We start from the raw sequence: 19260 nt of genomic DNA on the forward strand, positions 1-19260 counted from the left end.
AAGAATAGACGAGAAACGAATGGATCAGATTATTCGCCAATTGAAGCTGGTGAGGGAGACGGGTAAGTGGTTGCTGCTGACGCAGATGTTGTTGCGTTGGGGGATGGGTTTGGTTGGTGTGTTGTTGTTGTTGGTTTTACTGGATTACATGTTTGTTTTGCCGGGCTGGCTGAGATTGGGGATGGGTGTGGTTTTGGGGTGGGTGTTTGTGATGGGGGTTGGTGTGAGGGTGAAGCACTTAATGCGGTTCAATCCGGGGTTGGAAGAGGTGGCATTAAAAGCGGAGCAGGGGATTGGTGTGGTGAGGGGCGAGCTTGCGAATGCGGTGAGTTTGTGGATGAATCGTGTTGGTGAGAAGACAGAAGAGATGGGTCGTGTTTTTGCGAGGGGTGCGGCGCGGCGGGTGGTGAGAAAAATGGATGGCGTGAGTTTGATGGGGTTGCTAGATGTTGGGGGTGCGAGGCGGGCGATGTGGGGGATGATGTTTTGTGTTGGTGTGTTGGTGATATTGATGGTGAGTGCGCCGCGATGGCTGGAAACGGGGGTTGGACGATGGGTGTTGCCGTTAAGTGATGTTGTGTGGCCGCAGCGTGTTTATGTGCAAGATCTGACGGGGGAAAAGGTTGTTGCGCGCGGAGGTGGGGTGAGGTTTGTTGCGGGTGTTGAGAAAGGGTTTGAAGATGGGTTGCGGGTACGGGTGCATTACAGAGTGTTTGATGAGGTGGGGAAAGGCGTTGGTGATTGGGAAATAGGTTTGATGAATCTGCAGGGGTTTGCTCGTTTTGATGTTGCGCATGAGCAGGTGGCGGTTGAGCGCGGTATTGGTGTGGGCGAGGGGATTGTCGGTCCGCGTTATGAGAAGATTGTGGTGCTGGATGGAGAGAAGGCGGGGGCGGGTTGGATTCGATATTGGATGGCAAGTGGTGATGATCGGACGGAGGTTAGGGAGATGCGTTTGGCGGATCGGCCGGGTGTTGTACGGGGGGAAGTACGGGTCGAGATGCCTGGGTATGCGAAGGGTTTGGTAGAAGATTGGGAAGCGGTAGTTATTGGTGAGGAAGGTCATGATCAAGATGGGAAAAAAGAGGGCATGCGAAAAGTGCTTGAGCATGCTGAAGTTGAGTTGCGGCTATGGGGAAATAAGGAGATGGCTAATCAGCGGATAGAAGATCGGTATCCAGGATTAGTCCGGGGGCAGGTATTGCGTGATCATGAGGATCAGGGTGAGGAGATGGATGTGTTGAGGTGGAAGATGAGCGAGGATGTTGCGTCGATGGTGCGATTATTGGATGTGGATGGGATCGAAGGGGAAGAAGATGGTGTGCTGAATTTGAAAGTCAGGAAGGATGAGCTGCCGCGGGTTGAGATGGAATTATTGGGCGAGCGGGGAGAAGTGAAGATGTTGGGTAGTGGTGAATTGGAGGTAGTGATTGAAGGCCGAGATGATGTTGGGATGGAGGGGTTGTGGTTGATGATCGATGCGCCGATGCGGAGTGGCGAGAAGAATGATGGAAATGTTGGGACAAGAGAGGTGCTTGAGGTTAAGCGGGTTGCGGTGAGGCAGGCTGAGGCTGAGCTGAGGGCTGTGGTGCGGCTGAGTGATTATGAGCTTGATGCGGGTGATCGGGTTGAGGTGTTTGGTGTGGGGCAGGATGTTTATGAAGTAGGTGATGAACGGCATGAGAAGGTGAGGACGGGGCGAAGAGTGGTCCGGATTGTGGATGAAGTCGAGCTTGCGGAGGTTTTACGTGCGGATTTGGGATTGGTCCGGCAACATGCTGTGAGAGCTGAGCGGTTGGAGAGAGGATTGCTTGGCAGGGAAAATGCGGTGCGCACCGATGAGCAAGCGGGTGTGCGAAAGCGCGTGGAGAAGATGGGGGAGATGTTAGATGAAGTCGTAAAGCGAATTGAGCGAAACAAGGTTGCGGATGATTCGCTGATGAAGATTGTGGATCAGGCAAAAGCATTGGTAGATGAGGTAGAAGAACAAAGTAAAGAGATTGAAGAAAAGTTGGAGAACGGTCAGATGGACCGTGCTGCGATGGAGGGGATGGTCGCGAAGTTGGGTGAGATGATTGATGTGCTCAGTCAAGGGAAGGATGTGTCGGGGTTACAGATGCGGCTTAAGCAATTAGAAGCGATACAGTCGTCGATTAGAGAAGATACGCGGGAGTTGTTGCCGAGGACGATCGGAAGGAAGACTGAGGATTTGGATGAGCAGACGAAGCGGGAGTTGGGTGAGATTGCGAAGCGGCAGGCAGAGTTAAGTGAGCAGGCGGGAGCTATGGTGCAGCGGATGCAGCAGGTGGCTGAGCAGATGCGGCGGAGTGATGATGAAGCGGAGCGTGCGGCGGGTGAGGTGATGATGGCGGCGGCTGCGATTGCGAAACGCCAGGGGTTATCGGAGAAGATGGAAAAGGCAGGCGAGGAGGTTGAGCAAGGGCAGTTGTCGCAGGCGGGTCAATCGCAGAGTGATGCGATGAGCGTGATGGGGCAGATGATGGGGGCGATGCAGGATCAGAAGAAGGTGAAGGCGATGATGTTGAAGCGGCGGTTAAAAGATCTGAGCGATCAGTTGGAAGGATTGGTGGTTGATCAGGAGGCGGCGCTTGGGCATTTACGGAAGGCGGATGTGCTGGATGGGCTAGAGGATGAGCAGGTCATGTTGCGGCGGCGGACTATGTCGGTGGGTGAACTCGCTGGAAAGGAAAAGGTGACAGTGGAGGTTGTGGGTGTGATCGATGAAGCAGTGAGAAAACAGGGTGAAGCGATTTTGGGGATCAGAGCGCTGAGCAGGGACATGACTGAGCGAGCTGAGGAGCGGGCTGTGGCGTTGTTGTCGGAGGCGCTAAAGCGGGTTCGAGAGCAGGAACGTCAACAGGAACTTGAAGAGCTCATTGAGGAAAGAGCTGCATTGATTGAGCGGTATCGCGCATTAGCAAGTATGCAGCGGACGATTAGAGATAAGACTGGTGTATTGGGTCAATCTAATGAGAAAGGACGGAAGTTACGGGTGAAGTGGTTAGCTGTCGCTAAGGAAGAAGGTGAGGTTCGTGAGAAGGCGGCTGAGTTGGGTGAAGAAGTGAAGGAGCATGTGGTTTTTGTGTATGAGCATGGACGGGTAGATGATGATGCAGATCAAGTACAGCAGATGTTTAGACGGGGTGTACGTCGTGAGGATGAGCTGAGGGGTGCGATACGACTGCAAGAAAGGATTGTGCGGTCGTTGGAGATGATGGCTGATGTATTAGAACAGCAGAATGAAGAGAGTCAGTATGCGATGAATGAGAGCGGTGGGAATAGTGGGGGTGGGGATGGCGCGGGGGGGGAGGATGCGAAGATGATTCCGCCGATTGCGGAATTGCGGCTGCTTCGTGCGATGCAATTGGATGTGAACGAAAAGACGGTGGAGGAAGATGAGGTTCGTGATATGGCTGAGCTATCTCAGCGGCAGATGGATATTGCACAGTTAGGTGAACAGATGTTGAAAAAAATGAATGAAAAGAAAAACGCGGCAGATGCAACTAAGCAAGTTGTTGAGGAGGTGGGGTCATGAAGCGATGGCATTTAAATTTTGAGGTGTGTGTGTGGTCATTGATTTTGTTTGCGCTGCTTATAGGCGGCCTTGGGGGGATGGTGTGGGGCCAATCACTTGACGAACTTTTAGGTCTTGAGGGTGATGGGGAAAATGTGGAGCAGAAAGAGATTACTGAAGAAAAACCCAGTTTGGAATTGGAGCTAATGCAGGGGGAGGATGAGTTAGTAAGAATGTTGCGGGATGAGAATCCAGCGGATTTGTTTGAACAGGTGATTGTAGAGATGCGCGATGTGGGTGGTTGGTTGAAAGGTGGGGAATTCGGCGATCAGACGCAGCGCGGTCAACGTGAGATTGTTTTAAAACTCGATCAGATTATTGCTCAGGCGAAACAAAACCAGGGCGGAAAAGGTGGTGGGAAAGGCGGACAAAAACAGAAGCAGTCGAATCAGGATCGATCAGGGGAGCAACAAGCAGGTCAGAAGAAAGGGCAAGGGGGTCAGCAGGGTAAGGCGCAACGGAGTCGGGGTGAGAATAAGGGGCAGGCGGGTGTGAGTGAGGCGAGGAAGGCTGTGGGAGATGAGGGTAAGTTACGTGAATCAAGAAGTGAATGGGGACAGTTGCCGGAACGTGTTCGGAAGGAAATTGAAGAAGGTATGAATGAGCGGTATAGCGTGAAGTACCGGCGATTGACAGAGCTGTACTACAAACGTCTGGTTGAGTTGCAAAATGAAAAACAATCGCAAGGGGATCAGCAATGAGCTATTTTATGGTTAGACGATGGTTTTATCTGGCGGTGATGATTCTGTTGATGGTGTTGGTTTGCTCGAATGATGTCATGGGGATTAGTGGTGAAGGGCGGGGGGCTGAGGAGGTGGGGTTTGATGAGATTACGGTTGAGATGAGGGAGGCGGTTGATCGGGCGCTGGGGTATTTGGCTGGGGCGCAAGCTGCGGATGGGAGTTATGGTTCTGAAAGATATCCGAAGCATGTGGGGATGACGTCTTTGGCGGCGATGGCGTTTATGGCGGATGGTCATTTGCCGGGTCGGGGGAGGTATGGGCGGAATGTTGAAAAGGCGGTGGATTTTGTATTGCGTAGTGCGGCAGAGTCGGGGTTCATCTCGGCGGATACGTCGCATGGGCCGATGTATGGGCATGGGTTTGCGACGCTGATGTTGGGGGAGGTGTATGGGATGACGGGGGATTCGCGAGTGAGGGAGATTTTGATTAAGGCTGTGCGGTTGATTGTGAATACACAGAATCATGAGGGAGGGTGGCGGTATCATCCGATCCCGTTTGATGCAGATATTTCGGTGACGATCTGTCAGATTATGGCGTTAAGGAGTGCAAGGAATGCGGGATTGAGCGTGCCGAAGGAAACGATTGATCGGGCGGTGAAATATGTGAGGCAATGCCAAAACCCGGCGGATGGTGGGTTTCGGTATATGTTGTCGTCTGGTGGCTCTGCGTTTCCGCGGTCTGCGGCGGGGGTTGCGAGTTTGTTTTATGCGGGGGTGTATGAGGGAGAGGATATCAAACGCGGGGTGAATTATCTGATGACAGAGGGTGGGAATATCACGTTTCGCAGTGGTGGGCATTATTATTATGGGCATTATTACGCGGGGCAGGCGATGTATTTGGCGGGTGGACAGTATTGGGAGGTGTGGTATCCACGGATACGTGATGAGCTGGTGAGTAAGCAAAATGAGGATGGGAGTTGGGACTCATCACATGGGGGATCGTATGGAACTTCGATGGGTTTACTTATTTTGCAAATACCGAACCGTTTATTGCCGATATTTCAGAGGTAAGAGCGCCTGTATTTTTTATTAACTGATCAGGGCAGGGTGTTGGGTGAGAGTAGCCATTATGCGAAGAATGTGTACGGCATATTTGATGGGGGGGCTATTATCGGTTCTAATCGCTGGTTCGACAGCGTGGAGCGCTGTGCCGATGTTGGTGATGGATAAGCAACTGCGGGAGCAGCGGGTCTATTTGAAGGGGGTTAATGATGGTGAGATTGTTTATTTAGATGCGCAAAGACGGTTATACAAGCGATCGATCGATAAATTTGTACGTTTGGAAGAAGTCTCAGAGCGTGAGTTAGAAATACCGGTTGATGTGGGTGTGATCGAGTTTGTGGATGGTCAGCGGATTAGAGGGAAGATTAGTGTCGGGGATGCGACGGATGAGGGCGGTTTTTATTGGGAGTGTATGATTGGTGACCGCTGGGAGAAGCAGGCAGAGATCAGCGCTTTTGAGCAGGCGGTTGGTGTGAATCAGCGTGAGCAGGATGTTGAGGAGGGATATCGTGAACGGATCGCGGTTAATCTGGATGAGGTTAGACGGATTACGTTCGGTGGTGAGCCGAATGAGATTGTGGTCGGGGCTGAAGATGTTTTGGTGATGAAAAACGGGGAATTGATCAGAGGGTTTGTGATTGAAGCGAAGGGGGATGTGTTTCGGTTTCAGATGGAAGATGCGGAAGAGGCGATGGATGTTGGTATTGGGCAGGTGAGAGCAATAAGCTTGATGAATCAGGTGATGGAAGGGGATCGCGGTGAGTATGTGGTGAATATGAAGGATGGCGGGAGGTTCTATGCGAATTCGCTACGGATGTCGGACAAAGTTGTGGGTATGGAGATTAGTCTGACGGGGCAGGGTGAACGAAGTGTTGAGGTTCCGCTTGAGATGGTGGGTGAGATTGATGTTTTGAAGAGTGGGTTTCGGTTGGCGTACTTGAGTGAGATGGATGTGGTGGTTGAGGAGCCATCGGTTGTCTTTGGAAAATCATATCGGCATGAGATCAGTCAGCGGGTGATGAAGTTGCATGCTCCGTTGAGTTTGCGGTTTGACTTGCCACGGGGTGTGGTGAGGTTGGGCGGGATTGTTGAGTTGGATGAGGATGAGGATGTGCCACAGCTTGCGGGTTGGGCGGACATGAATGTGGTGTTTCGTGGGAATGGTTACGAGAAAAAATATCGGTTAAACGGCGAGGCGCGTCGGCATGATATTGAGGTGAATCTGGAGGGTAAGCGTGAGGTGTTTGTGGAGCTGGATGAGGGGTTGAATGGGCCGGTATTGGATCGGATGCGGTTGCTGGATGCAAAGCTGCTGATCAGGGTGAGGCGTGAGGATACGACACGGACGGGTATGATGGAATAAGCTGAATTTTGGCTGTGTTATTGGGGATAAGCAATTGTGGGCGAAAGATTAACAGAAAATTCATTGACATTTGAGGCGGGGTGGTGTGTATTCAATAGAATGAGAGGTGAGGAAGGGGCAAGGGTATTGCGTGTTGGTAGATGGGGCAATTTTGACAGATCGATTGAAGAGGAAGCGAGAATCGCGAGATGACGATGAATCAAGATGTGACGCCGATTTCGAAAACGGAGAGCAGTGTTCCGACGAAGGAGCAGGAAGCGGTTCGTGCGGAACGGGCGAAGTTTTTTAATCGAGAATCGTCGTGGCTTGAGTTTAATAAACGTGTGCTATATCAGGCGTTGGATCCGAGGACGCCTTTGTTGGAGCGGGTTGGTTTTTTGGCGATTTTTACTTCGAACTTGGATGAGTATTATCAGAAGCGTGTGGGTGGGTTGAAGCGACAAATTGGTTTGGGTATCACGACGCGTACGCCTGATGGTTTATCGTCAGAGGATTTGTTGGCGTTGATTCGTGAACGTGTGCTTCCGATGTTAAAAGAGCAGGCGGATTGTTATGAGAAGATTATCAGGCCGGCGCTTGCGAAACACGGGATCCATATGTTGGATTGGGAGGAGTTAACGGAACGTGGTAAGGCGCTGGCGGAGGAATATTTCAGACGGAATTTATTTCCGGTGCTGACGCCGATCGCGGTTGATCCGGGGCATCCGTTCCCGTTTATCAGTAATTTGAGTACATCGTTGGGTGTGATGTTGCGAGCGCCTGGTGAATCGGTTGCTGTCAACGAAGATGCGATTGATCCGGATGAGGTTGGTTTACAGTTTGCTAGAGTGAAGGTACCCGCGGTGTTGCCGGGATGGATTCCGTTAAAAGATCCAGATCAACCTCAGAATAAAGAGTTGCCAGACGATGAGTATCGATATATCAATCTGAACGATTTGATTACGCACAATCTTGATGATTTGTTTTATGGGATGGAGATTGTGGAGGTTGAGCCGTTTCGGATTACACGTAATGCGGATGTTGAGCGAGATGAGGAAGATGCGGAGGATTTGCTTGAATTGATTTCGCAGGAATTGCGAGATCGCCGGTTTGCAAAAACGGTTAGGTTGGAAGTATCGGATGATCCGTATCGGCCTATATATCAGGTGATCACGCAGCAGTTAGGTTTAGGTAAAGATGATGTGTATGAGATGCCGAGCCTGCTTGACTATACGGATTTATGGACGATTCATGGCTTGAATAAGCCGGAGTTGAAGTACAAGCCGTGGAAGCCGCAAACGCCGCCGCGATTAGCGGATGAAGATGCGGATATTTTTAGTGTCATCAAAGCTGGTGATATTCTTGTACATCATCCATATGAATCGTTTACATCAAGTGTTGAGCGGTTTATTAAAGCAGCGGCACAAGATCCGAATGTGGTGACCATTAAGTTAACGCTCTATAGGACGAGTAAAGATTCGCCATTCTTGCCTGAGCTGATACGTGCTGCGGAAATGGGCAAGCAGGTTGTGGTTTTGGTTGAGCTTAAAGCGCGGTTTGATGAAGAGCGGAATGTGCAGATTGCGCGGCAGCTTGAACAAGCGGGTGTGCATGTGGTGTATGGTGTGGTTGGTTTAAAGACGCATACGAAAACTGCGCTTGTCGTCAGGCATGAAGAAGATGGGATGCGGTGTTATGCTCACATCGGGACAGGGAACTACAACTCGAAAACAGCAAAGCTTTACACTGATTTGGGAATCTTTACATGTGATCCACGTCTAACCAATGATTTGGTTGAGATGTTCCACTTCTTGACAGGTCGAAGCTTAAAGAAAGATTTTAAACACTTACTCATTGCACCGGTCAATATGCGGCGGCGATTTATCGAGAAGATAGAACGAGAGATAGAGTATTGTGATGCTTGGCATGAACGGGGTGCGGATCCTGAGGATAAAAACAGACCTACCATTATTGCGAAGATGAATAGTCTTGAGGATCGGACGATTATTGAGAAGTTGTATGAAGCTTCGCAAGCAGGTGTAAGGATAAAGCTTATTGTTCGCGGGTTCTGCTGTTTGCGGCCGGGTGTTGAAGGTATGAGTGAGAATATCACGGTGACATCGATCATAGGCAGATTCTTGGAGCATTCTCGGATTTATTTTTTCCAGAACGATGGATCGCCTGAGTATTACATTGGTTCTGCAGACTGGATGTATCGCAACTTAAATAATCGTGTTGAGTGTATTGCGCCGGTATATGATCTGAATCTACAGAAACGTTTGAAACAGATTATTGATGTTTGTTTGGCGGATCAGCGGTCTGCATGGGATTTGCAGCCGGATGGGTCATATATTCATCGTCAGCCTGATCCGGATCGACCTGAAACAGCAATCGGTACGATGCAAACATTGATGGATGTTACGATGCAAGATGTCAATAAGACGTTATTGAAGTAACGAATGATTAGAATGTAAAAAGCCGCCTATTAAGGCGGCTTTTTTTGTTGGGTATATTTGTAAAGCTAATTGCTGTTGACACGCTCTTCCATGAGTAGTGCGTTTTGAATTTTTGAAATCATTTTGTCTTGCAGGTTTTTGATTTGGTATGCTTGCACGGGCGGCTTCACGTTATTGAAAAGGAAACTGAACGCAATGGTGCGTGATATTTCGGGATTTTGTGGTGAGGGATAAATGTAGTAACCGCTAACCGTGACAACGCCGGTGAGGTAGCCGGTTTTACCGAAGACCCAATGACCTTTGTTGAGATCACGGAAACGTTTGCGAAGTGTTCCGGCGGCTTGGCGTTCATTTAAGTTAGTTTTGCCAGCGTATGCGAGAGATTCGCGATACATGTCCATTTTTTCAGGGTCTTCGTACATTGAGCTGAGAAGCTGAACGATCATATTGCTTGATATGCGGTTGGAGCGTGAAAGTCCGCTGCCATCAGAGATTTGTGCGGTACTTGCGGTAGGGCCAACGAGGTTACGCAAGAAGTAACGCATTGCGGCAGCACCGTTATTCCAGCTACCGGGTTCGCCGGTGATTTTGTTGCCGATGCGCTTGAAGAGTGATTCCGCATACAAATTTACAGAATCCTGATTGGTTCTTGCGAGGACAAGTGGGAGTGTGGTGCGAATGACATGAAGGACCTTGCCAGTAGGAAGTGCATCAATAATATCAGGTCGTACGATTTGATCGACAGTGATATTTCTCTTTGTCAATTCACTGATTAGATAGCGTGAGAAGAAGATTGCTGGTTCATGAACGGTAATCTGAACGGGTTTGGTGAATGCGTTTTTAACGGTACCGTGAAAGGTCAGCTCATTACGATCAGGTGGGCGGCTAATCCAGAAACGATCGTGCTTACCGGTTTTTGCTCTGTTGCTGGTTGTTAGAAACGGCGCATCAGGAAAAATGAGAACGCGCGGTTCTTGCGCGAGATATCTGCTTGGGATGGGTGTAACATCGATGCAATTGAGGTAAAAATTAAGACCGCTGATTTCCGCACCGTAGTGGTTAAGGAGATCGTTTTTTTCCCAATCTGGGTGGGTAAGTTGGTAATCAAAGATGCGGTCATCAAGATACAGATTTTGAAAGTGTGTTTGGCCGGAATCAACGATGGCTTTGATCCACATATCGAGGATATCTTCGATGCCAAGATTGTGCTCTCGAAGGAGGATGGGATCACAAAATGCGGGGTCGCCATCACCTTTAATGATCAATGAGGGCAGATTGCCGTTTTCGTTTTCAATAAGACGTAGTTCGGTCCCAAAAACAAAGTCAGTGCCAAGGATATCAATTGAAGCGGCGGTGGTGAGGAGCTTCATATTGCTGGCGGGCATTAGGAGGAGTTCAGAATTAATCTGCGCAAGGTACTGATTGTAATCCAGATCCTTGACGGTGATGCTGTATTGTGTGTCGCCGAGGTTACTGGTTTGGATAAGGTTTCGGAGTGGGCTTTCGATATCGATTGCATGAGCGTTACTGCAAAAAAGTAGCACGGGAATCAACAAATACTGATAAGCACGCTTAAAATGAAGCATGAAAACCTCTTCGCTATATCGAGTCTCGAATCATCTGTAAACAACACAAACATTGCACGGGTTACGTTAAGAAAGCACTGCTTAATGGGATAAATCGTGCAATGATAAAGTTACACGAAATTGTGAGTTTTCGCATCTGTGAGCGTTGAAAAAGAAATGATGTTTCTCAGATCATGAAGAGTCAGGTAGTGGATAGGATAATAATGCCGCCGACGGTAAGCAGCATACCGATGACGATTTTTATGGTGATGGGGTCGCCGTCAATCGTAATCGCGAGAATTGCTCCGAAAAGTGGTGCGGTGAATGCGACAGGCATGACTCGGGGGAGTTGACCATTTTTGATTGCAGCATAGAAACAGAGCATGCCAATCGTACCTGCCAGAACACCGCCGCCCAGCACCATTAGAGACAATGATTTAAAGCCAGCTTGAGGAATTTCTTTCCACTGAGGATAGCTGAGAACCGAGAGAATCAATAATGCGACACCCGTACGGATAAATGAGCCAACCTGTGGTGTAAGGTTGCCTGCTTGTAAGCCTTTTTTCTCAAAATAGCCGCCGACACCCCATGCAATCGCAGTGAGGATGGCATAGATCATGGCAAGCATATCATATCCCTGGATTTTGGGTTTTAGAGCGTTTTGTGTAAATATCTGCCGCGTTGACCAGTGGGTCGTTGCGATAAAAAAGCATCCTCAATGTAACTGCTGCTGTTCGTGACATTGGTTTACACGGCAATTAATGATGCAAGCTGCTCTAGTTATATTACTATTCGTTGATTAGCTTATGAGGAGACCCAGACCCAAGCTTCATCCATTTCATCTGATGTAAAGTGTTTTACTTCGCCGTGCATAATGAGGTCGGTTAGTTTGGCCATATGCGCTTGCCATTTCTTGTCACCGACCATCGCAATACGCTTAAATTTTGACCAGTGTGATACGTCAAATTTCAGATCTTGAAACAACGCGGCAAAGCTAGCGCCTTCGTAATGCTTGAGATAGACAAGAATACGTAATTCACCAGTATCTTCGATGAGTTGCTCGCAGATTGGGATAATACGGCGGTAGTCATCTGCATGTAGTTTGCCATCTATACTGAAGCCAATGGCATTATCGACGCCATCACGTTGAATTGGATCAATCATGGTTTACTCGCTTTCTATCAATGGGCACGACGAATCGTAGGATCGAAAAGCGCATGAATCCTATTTTGCGATCGTTAATCCTATGGTGCTGATAATCTTATGATTAAGTTGTTTAGAAATGCGATTTTATTCAGACGGGTTAAGAGTGATATCGTAAACCGCTTCATATGCGCGGTGCATGGCTTGTTGTGTGAAGTTTTGGCGAAGATGTTCGTTGCCCGCTTGACCCATTCGAGATCGGAGCTTTTCAGATTGAAGTAATCTCAAGATGTGATTAGCCAATTGTTTGTGGTCTTGTCTGGGAGCAAGTAACCCGGTGGTATCGTGTTTGACGATTTCAGCGTTGCCGCCGACATCGGTCGCGGCGATTGGCTTATTTGCCGCACATGCTTCTAATAATGTGACACTGATGCCTTCACTTAGGCTCGATAGCGTGAATACATCCGCAGCAGCGAGCACTTGATCAACGTCTTCACGGACACCTTCGAATTGAATGCGGTGCTTAATGCCCAATTCTTCTGCAAGTTGCTCCATGCGGGGTTTAAGCTCACCATCTCCGATCAAGATAAGTTTGGCATTGGGTTCTTGTTCCAGAACCTGCTTGAATGCGCGTATGCTGGTCTCATGATCTTTGACTGGGTGGAAACGAGCCACTTGCATAATGACTAAGTCTTGAGGTTGCAGGTTCAGCTTATTACGTGCCTCAGATCGATTGCTGCCTGCGAATTGGTCGGGGTTTATGCCGTTATAGATCACATCAATGTGCTTGTAACGGATTCCCTCATTTTCGATCAAGGCGCGGCGAATGAATTGGCCTACTGCGGTGACCTGATCATGTTTTCTTAGCAAGAAACGATTGGCGATTAAGCGTTTGGTACTTGCGATATCTGGATAGTTCCTGCCGTGCTCGGTGAAGATAATGGGCGGGGTGCTGCGAAATAGTCCTCGTGAGGCAGAAGCATAGAAGAAGGGGGTGTATTGATGAGCGTGGAGAAGATCGATTTTATGTTCTAGTGTGAGCTTGCGGATTTTCTTTGCAACACGCATGTCGATGCCCGGTTTGCGGCCAAGCTCAATGACTTCAAACCCTTCGCTTTGTAATTGCTCACCAAGTTGGCCGATTCCGTCGAGGCAAATAAAAGTGAACGCCCAGCGGTGCTTTAACTCTCGCGCCAAGCCAGCAGCAAGCACCTCAGCTCCGGCAAATTGGAGCTGATGTAGCACGTGTCCGATTCTGGGTTTTCTCTCTCGCATGAATTAAATCATTGGGTTGTCTGCTCAGATGTTGTCACGAAAGTGACGTATCGCGTTTGAATGCAGGTAAATCCCACTAAGCAGTTGTATAAATAAACACGGATTCTTACATAAGACCTGCATGTTGCTAATGGTATTATCGGTTACTTGTATGCGCTGACAAGACATATCTCACCGTTATATATGTACTTATCGGTATCCACGGATTGTGCACAGCTTTTTAAGTATTAGAATAACTAATGTTATGTTTTATTGACATTAACAGAGCTAATGATATACTTCTACTCATGCAGACGTTGCGCTTGTTCTATGATGTAGCACGCTGCCACAGCTTTTCACAAGCTGCAGCGATGCACAGTATTACCCAGTCTGCAGCCAGCCAGCGTATCAGCCAGCTGGAGAAGCGACTGGGGGTAGTGCTGATCGACCGCTCGGTGAGGCCGTTAGCCTTGACCGAGGCGGGACAGACATTCCTTGAAGGGTGTGCGGGGATTATTGACAAGTACGACAAGCTGGCCGCTCAGGTGGCTCTAATTAAAGAGGACCCTGTCGGCACGGTGCGCGTTGCCTCGATTTACTCAGCAGGTATTGATCTGCTTGGGCGCATCGCAGATCAGTTTCATATTGAGCACCCACGGATCAACGTGGAGATTCAGTACACCAAGCCCGACGATGTTTATCGATTGGTTGAGGAGAATGAGGCTGACTTTGGCATATTGGCGTACCCGCAGAGCTGGCGAAAGCTAGGCATCATTCCGTTGCGTGACGAGATCATGGCTGTGGTTTGCAATCCGAAGCACCCGTTGGCTCAACTCAAAGAGGTTACCGCTGAGGTCTTAACGGCCTACAACATGGTGACATTCGATACTAATCTGCCCGTTGGACGTGCTCTGCACCGATACCTGCGAGAGCGGGGTGCGAGGCCTCGGATTGTTTCGACCTTTGATAACATTGATACGATAAAAAATGCGGTCGCGTTAACCGACGGCATTTCAATCCTACCAGGACGCACAGTTCTTCATGAAGTTGAAGCTGGCGTCCTCTCAACCATTCGCCTGCTGCCTCAAATGGTTCGACCGATGGGTGTGGTCTACCGGCGAAAACACAAAACGCAAAGCGCATCCTTTGCCCCAGCTGTTCAGCAGTTCGTTGATTATCTGCTCGAACAGGCAGGGCCCGACAGTGATCCCGCCCATGAATGGATCGCAGACAGCCAGCTTGCTGGCACATGACATTGTGATCGACGGACCGATTCATAGCTGACGTTTTGCCGCCCTAACCGAACACGATTCGGCAGGGCTTTATCTCCAACTGTCAGCAACGCAATCACTCAGCCAACTCATGATTCAATAATCGGCTCATAGATTTGCTTATTCAGTACCCCGTGCACGACTCGCACTAACGTATCTATATAGATGCAGGGATGGAACGATGAAGAAGGAATGGGACATGGAATATCTTGAACAACAGCCGATCGGCTTCCCAGAAAAGCAGGGTCTATACGACCCAGCCAATGAACAAGACTCATGTGGTGTGGGTTTCATTGCTCAGCTTAAAGGCAAAGCCTCGCACGATATCGTAATCGATGCCCTTGAAATGCTTCACCGCATGGACCACCGCGGTGCTTGTGGTTGCGAACCTAACACCGGTGACGGTGCTGGCATTCTCACTGCTATCCCACACGCACTATTCAATCGTGAATACAAGCAGGCGGCAGGCAAAGATCTCCCCGCACCCGGTCACTATGCAGTCGGTATGTTCTTCCTCCCACAAGACGAAGAAAACCGTGCGGCTTGTAAGAAGATCGTTGAGAAATATATCGCTGAGCATAACCAGACGCTTCTCGGCTGGCGTGCTGTACCCATTTCTGCAGACAACGCAGACATCGGCCCGTCCGCTCGCAAGACCGAGCCATTTGTCGAACAGGTTTTCATCGGCGCATCCACCGGTGAGTTCGGTGCTGACTGCGATCATGATCAAAATGCATTCGAGCGTGAACTCTACACCATCCGTAAACAAGCTTTCCACGACATCAAGAAAGCGGGCGTTGACGATGGCATGTTCTATGTCCCATCGCTCTCATCCAAGATCATCACCTACAAAGGTCAGCTCACCAGCTACCAGGTACCTCAATACTACGCAGACTTGCGTGACCCTGACTACACCTCGCATCTAGCGATGGTGCACTCACGTTTCTCAACCAATACTTTCCCATCATGGGATCGTGCTCAGCCGCTCCGCTGGATGAGTCACAACGGTGAAATTAATACGCTTCGTGGTAACTCCAATTGGACTAAAGCGCGTCAAGGTCTCATGAAGTCCGAACTCTTCGGCGAGAACCTCGACTTGCTTATGCCGGTCATCGACCCGACGACTTCTGACTCCGGCACATTTGATAACGTACTTGAGCTTTTGATCCTGTCTGGCCGTTCACTCCCAGAAGCGGTCATGATGATGATCCCTGAAGCTTGGGAAAATCACGAGTCGATGTCACCATCCAAGCGGGCCTTCTACGAGTTCCACGCCAACCTCATGGAAGCATGGGACGGCCCAGCCTCTGTCGTCTTTACAGACGGCACCTACATCGGCGCTACCCTCGACCGTAACGGTCTACGTCCTTCACGCTATTACGTCACCAAAGACGATCGCGTCGTCATGGCCTCCGAAGTCGGTGTTGTGCCAGATATCCCAACCGATCAAGTGGTTGCGAAAGGTCGTCTCCAGCCCGGTAAGATGTTCCTCGTGAACTTCAATGAAGGCCGCATTATTGCTGACGAAGAGCTTAAGTCTCAGATCGCAACCACTCGCCCTTATGGCCAGTGGCTTCAAGATCAGCGCATCGAGCTTTCATCTATCCCCGGCACAGATCGTGATCTCGACGTTAACCGTGTTGGACAAGATGAAATCCTTGAAAAACTTCAAGCCTTCGGCTACACAACCGAGCATCTCAACATGCTCCTTCGCCCCATGTGTCTCGATGGTAAAGACCCCATTGGCTCTATGGGTAACGACACCGCGCTTGCCGTTCTTTCCGACAAGCCGCGTCTATCCTATGAATACTTCAAGCAACTTTTCGCTCAGGTCACCAATCCGCCGATCGACTCGATCCGCGAAGAAATCATCATGTCCCTCCAGACCTTCGTAGGTCCGGAAGGCAATGTGCTTGATACGACTGAAAAGCAAGCTCATCGCATTCACCTTCCACAGCCGATCCTGTCTAATGCAGAGTTAGATGCGTTGAAAGATGTGGATCATCGTGGTTTCAAAGCGAAAACAATCGACATAACTTTCCACGTTGCTTCCAGCGACGAGGAAAACACCGCAAATATGGTTGCCGCAATTGATCGTATTTGTGAAGAAGCACGTCAAGCGATTGCAGACGGCTATCAACTTATTGTTCTCTCTGATCGTGCGACTAGCCATGACCGTGTGCCCATCAGCTCTCTGATCGCTGGCGGAGCGGTTCATCATCACTTGGTCAACCACCAACAACGTACACAGGTTGGCATCGTGCTCGAATCCGGTGAGGCTCGTGAAGTACACCACTTCTGTCTCCTCATCGGTTACGGTGTCGACGCCATCAACCCATACATGGCCTTCGAAGCCATCTTCAAAATGCGTGATGAAGGTTTCATCGATCCCGATGCACTCACTGCTGAAAAAGCGGTCGCCAACTACATCAAAGCAGTCGGCACCGGCATCCTCAAAGTCATGTCCAAGATGGGCATCTCCACCGTTGCTTCCTATAAAGGTGCTCAGATCTTCGAAGCCATCGGTCTACACGACGAAGTCATCACTCGCTGTTTCAACGGCACAGCCTCTCGCCTCCAAGGTGCAGGCTTTGACATTATCGCAGCCGAATCCAAACGTCGTCACGCACTCGGCTTCCCACGACAGAAAACCGTTAAGCTCCCCACTCTTCCTAACCCCGGTGACTACCACTGGCGGGCCGGCGGTGAGAAGCACCTCTTCAACCCACAATCAATCGCGAATCTTCAAGCAGCTGGGCGGACAAACTCGCGTAAGGCCTACGAAGATTACGCTGTCATGATGAACGATGATGCGAAGACCCGTTCAACCTTGCGTGGCCTCTTCAAGTTCAAGTTCGATCAATGCAACGAAATCCCTATCGACGAAGTGCAACCCGCACAGGAAATCGTCAAACGTTTCCGTACCGGCGCGATGTCCATGGGCTCACTTTCTAAAGAAGCTCACGAAACACTTGCTGTTGCTATGAACCGTATCGGCGCCCGATCAAATTCTGGCGAAGGCGGCGAGGATATCGCTCGCTTCAAGCCATCACCCGATGGTGACCTTCGTCGTTCTGCTATCAAGCAGATCGCCTCAGGCCGCTTCGGTGTCACTTCTCACTATCTCTCCAATGCGGATGTCCTTCAGATCAAAATCGCCCAAGGTGCTAAGCCCGGCGAAGGTGGTCAGCTCCCCGGCTTCAAAGTCGATCAAGCCATCGCCTCACTCCGCTACTCCACCCCAGGCGTCGGCCTCATCTCCCCACCACCTCACCACGACATCTACTCCATCGAAGACCTTGCGCAGCTCATCTACGACCTCAAAAACTCAAATCCATATGCTGACGTTTCCGTCAAGCTCGTCTCCGAAGTCGGTGTCGGCACAATCGCCGCTGGTGTTTCCAAAGCACACGCTGACCACATCCTCATTTCCGGCCACGACGGCGGTACCGGTGCTTCACCGCTTACCTCCATCAAACATGCCGGTCTCCCATGGGAACTTGGTCTCGCAGAAACTCATCAAACGCTCGTGCTCAACGACCTCCGCTCGCGTGTCCGTCTCGAAACTGACGGCGGCCTCAAGACCGGTCGTGATGTCATCATCGCTGCCATGCTCGGTGCTGAAGAGTACGGTTTCTCAACCGCACCACTCATCACACTCGGCTGCATCATGATGCGAAAGTGTCACCTCAACACCTGCCCTGTCGGTATCTGTACGCAAGACAAAACATTGCGTAAGAAATTCAAAGGCACACCCGAAAACGTCATCAACTTCCTCTTCCTCGTTGCCGAGGAAGCACGTGAAGTCATGGCCAAGCTCGGCATTCGCACCATCGATGAACTCATCGGCCAAGTCCAGCTTCTCGACACACGAGATGCCGTCGATCACTGGAAAGCAGATGGCCTCGATCTCACACCAATCCTCACACCCGCAAACAAGCCACACGACAACGTCGGGATCCGCAAACTTGTCCAACAAGATCACGCTCTTGAAGAAGTACTCGATCGTGAACTGATCAAGCAAGCCATGCCTGCGCTCAAGAAAGCTCAGTCCGTTACTTTCGATCTGCCAATCGAGAACATCAACCGTACCGCCGGTGCCATGCTCTCCAACCAGGTTTCTCGTAAGTACGAAGCAGCCGGCCTGCCAGCCGACACAATTACCGTGAACTTTAATGGTTCAGCCGGTCAGTCTTTCGGTGCGTTCCTCGCACCAGGCATCACCTTCAACCTCGAAGGCGACGCCAACGACTACGTCGGCAAGGGCCTCTCAGGCGGACGTGTTGCTATCTTCCCACCGAAGAATGCAACCTTCCAAGCTGAAGACAACATCATTGCCGGCAACGTCTGCCTTTATGGTGCAACCTCAGGTGAAGCATACTTCCGCGGCGTAGCCGCCGAACGTTTCTGTGTCCGTAACTCAGGCGCCAAAACCGTCATCGAAGGTGTCGGCGACCACGGTTGCGAATACATGACCGGTGGCCGCACCGTCATCCTCGGCCCAACAGGCCGTAACTTTGCCGCAGGCATGTCAGGCGGGATCGCATACATCTACGACCCCGAAAATAACTTCCTGCATAACTGCAATCTCGGCATGGTCGAGCTTGAAAAACTCGATCAACCCGAAGACCAGTCCGAAGTCCGAACCCTCATCGAAAATCATCTCAAGTACACCGGCTCACCGGTCGCTGAGAAGATCCTTAACGATTGGGACAACGCTACCGCAAACTTCGTCAAAGTCATGCCCATCGACTACAAGCGAGTTCTTAAAGAACAAAAACTCGCCGCAGTCGCCACAGCAGCCCACGACGATATGCCCAGTTACGGATAAGGCTAATCATCGATTAGCCCTCCCGTCAACACATGCTTTCAACTACGACCCGGACTGAC

At 50.1% G+C, this 19260-nt stretch carries 11 protein-coding genes; 7 read left to right on the forward strand and 4 right to left on the reverse strand.

Going from position 1 to position 19260, the window contains the following annotated elements:
- The first annotated feature begins 19 nt into the window (after positions 1-19).
- From KS4_RS00070 to ppk1, 5 genes are all read left to right on the forward strand, one after another.
- The gene (locus KS4_RS00070; RefSeq protein WP_145072804.1) at positions 20-3556 is read left to right on the forward strand and encodes a hypothetical protein; all 3537 of its coding nucleotides are present in this window, start codon (positions 20-22) and stop codon (positions 3554-3556) included.
- Complete coding sequence (locus tag KS4_RS00075; protein ID WP_145072807.1) at positions 3553-4296, forward strand: hypothetical protein; 744 nt, start codon at positions 3553-3555, stop codon at positions 4294-4296. Before KS4_RS00070 ends, KS4_RS00075 begins: the two co-directional genes overlap by 4 nt.
- Positions 4293-5348, forward strand: a complete 1056-nt coding sequence (locus KS4_RS00080; RefSeq protein ID WP_145072810.1) for a prenyltransferase/squalene oxidase repeat-containing protein — start codon at positions 4293-4295, stop codon at positions 5346-5348. The genes KS4_RS00075 and KS4_RS00080 overlap by 4 nt, the downstream gene beginning before the upstream one ends.
- A 151-nt stretch (positions 5349-5499) precedes the next feature.
- On the forward strand, positions 5500-6702 hold the full coding sequence (locus KS4_RS00085) for a hypothetical protein (protein WP_145072813.1): 1203 nt from the start codon (positions 5500-5502) through the stop codon (positions 6700-6702).
- Positions 6703-6890: 188 nt separating this feature from the next.
- Positions 6891-9137 carry a polyphosphate kinase 1 gene (ppk1, locus tag KS4_RS00090; RefSeq protein WP_200761406.1) on the forward strand — a complete coding sequence of 749 codons (2247 nt, stop codon included), beginning with the start codon at positions 6891-6893 and terminating at the stop codon, positions 9135-9137.
- A 65-nt stretch (positions 9138-9202) separates the two neighbouring features.
- On the opposite strand, the gene dacB is transcribed toward ppk1, so the two are convergent.
- The 4 genes from dacB to KS4_RS00110 all read right to left on the reverse strand — a co-directional run bounded on the left by dacB (position 9203) and on the right by KS4_RS00110 (position 13090).
- Positions 9203-10723 carry a D-alanyl-D-alanine carboxypeptidase/D-alanyl-D-alanine endopeptidase gene (gene dacB, locus KS4_RS00095; protein WP_145072816.1) on the reverse strand — a complete coding sequence of 507 codons (1521 nt, stop codon included), beginning with the start codon at positions 10721-10723 and terminating at the stop codon, positions 9203-9205.
- Positions 10724-10904: 181 nt separating this feature from the next.
- Complete coding sequence (locus tag KS4_RS00100) at positions 10905-11330, reverse strand: EamA family transporter (protein ID WP_145072819.1); 426 nt, start codon at positions 11328-11330, stop codon at positions 10905-10907.
- 176 nt (positions 11331-11506) lie between these two features.
- The gene (locus KS4_RS00105; protein WP_145072823.1) at positions 11507-11866 is read right to left on the reverse strand and encodes a SpoIIAA family protein; all 360 of its coding nucleotides are present in this window, start codon (positions 11864-11866) and stop codon (positions 11507-11509) included.
- 126 nt (positions 11867-11992) lie between these two features.
- On the reverse strand, positions 11993-13090 hold the full coding sequence (locus KS4_RS00110) for a glycosyltransferase (RefSeq protein WP_200761407.1): 1098 nt from the start codon (positions 13088-13090) through the stop codon (positions 11993-11995).
- Between the two features lie 317 nt (positions 13091-13407).
- On the opposite strand from KS4_RS00110, the gene KS4_RS00115 reads away from it, so the two are divergent.
- Both KS4_RS00115 and gltB read left to right on the forward strand, forming a co-directional pair.
- Complete coding sequence (locus KS4_RS00115; protein WP_261341896.1) at positions 13408-14352, forward strand: LysR family transcriptional regulator; 945 nt, start codon at positions 13408-13410, stop codon at positions 14350-14352.
- Between the two features lie 199 nt (positions 14353-14551).
- A complete protein-coding gene (gene gltB, locus KS4_RS00120; protein ID WP_234698835.1) occupies positions 14552-19201 on the forward strand; it encodes a glutamate synthase large subunit in 4650 nt (1549 codons plus the stop codon).
- The last annotated feature ends 59 nt before the right edge of the window (positions 19202-19260 follow it).

Origin of the sequence: Poriferisphaera corsica, assembly GCF_007747445.1 — a bacterium.
Taxonomy (GTDB): domain Bacteria; phylum Planctomycetota; class Phycisphaerae; order Phycisphaerales; family Phycisphaeraceae; genus Poriferisphaera; species Poriferisphaera corsica.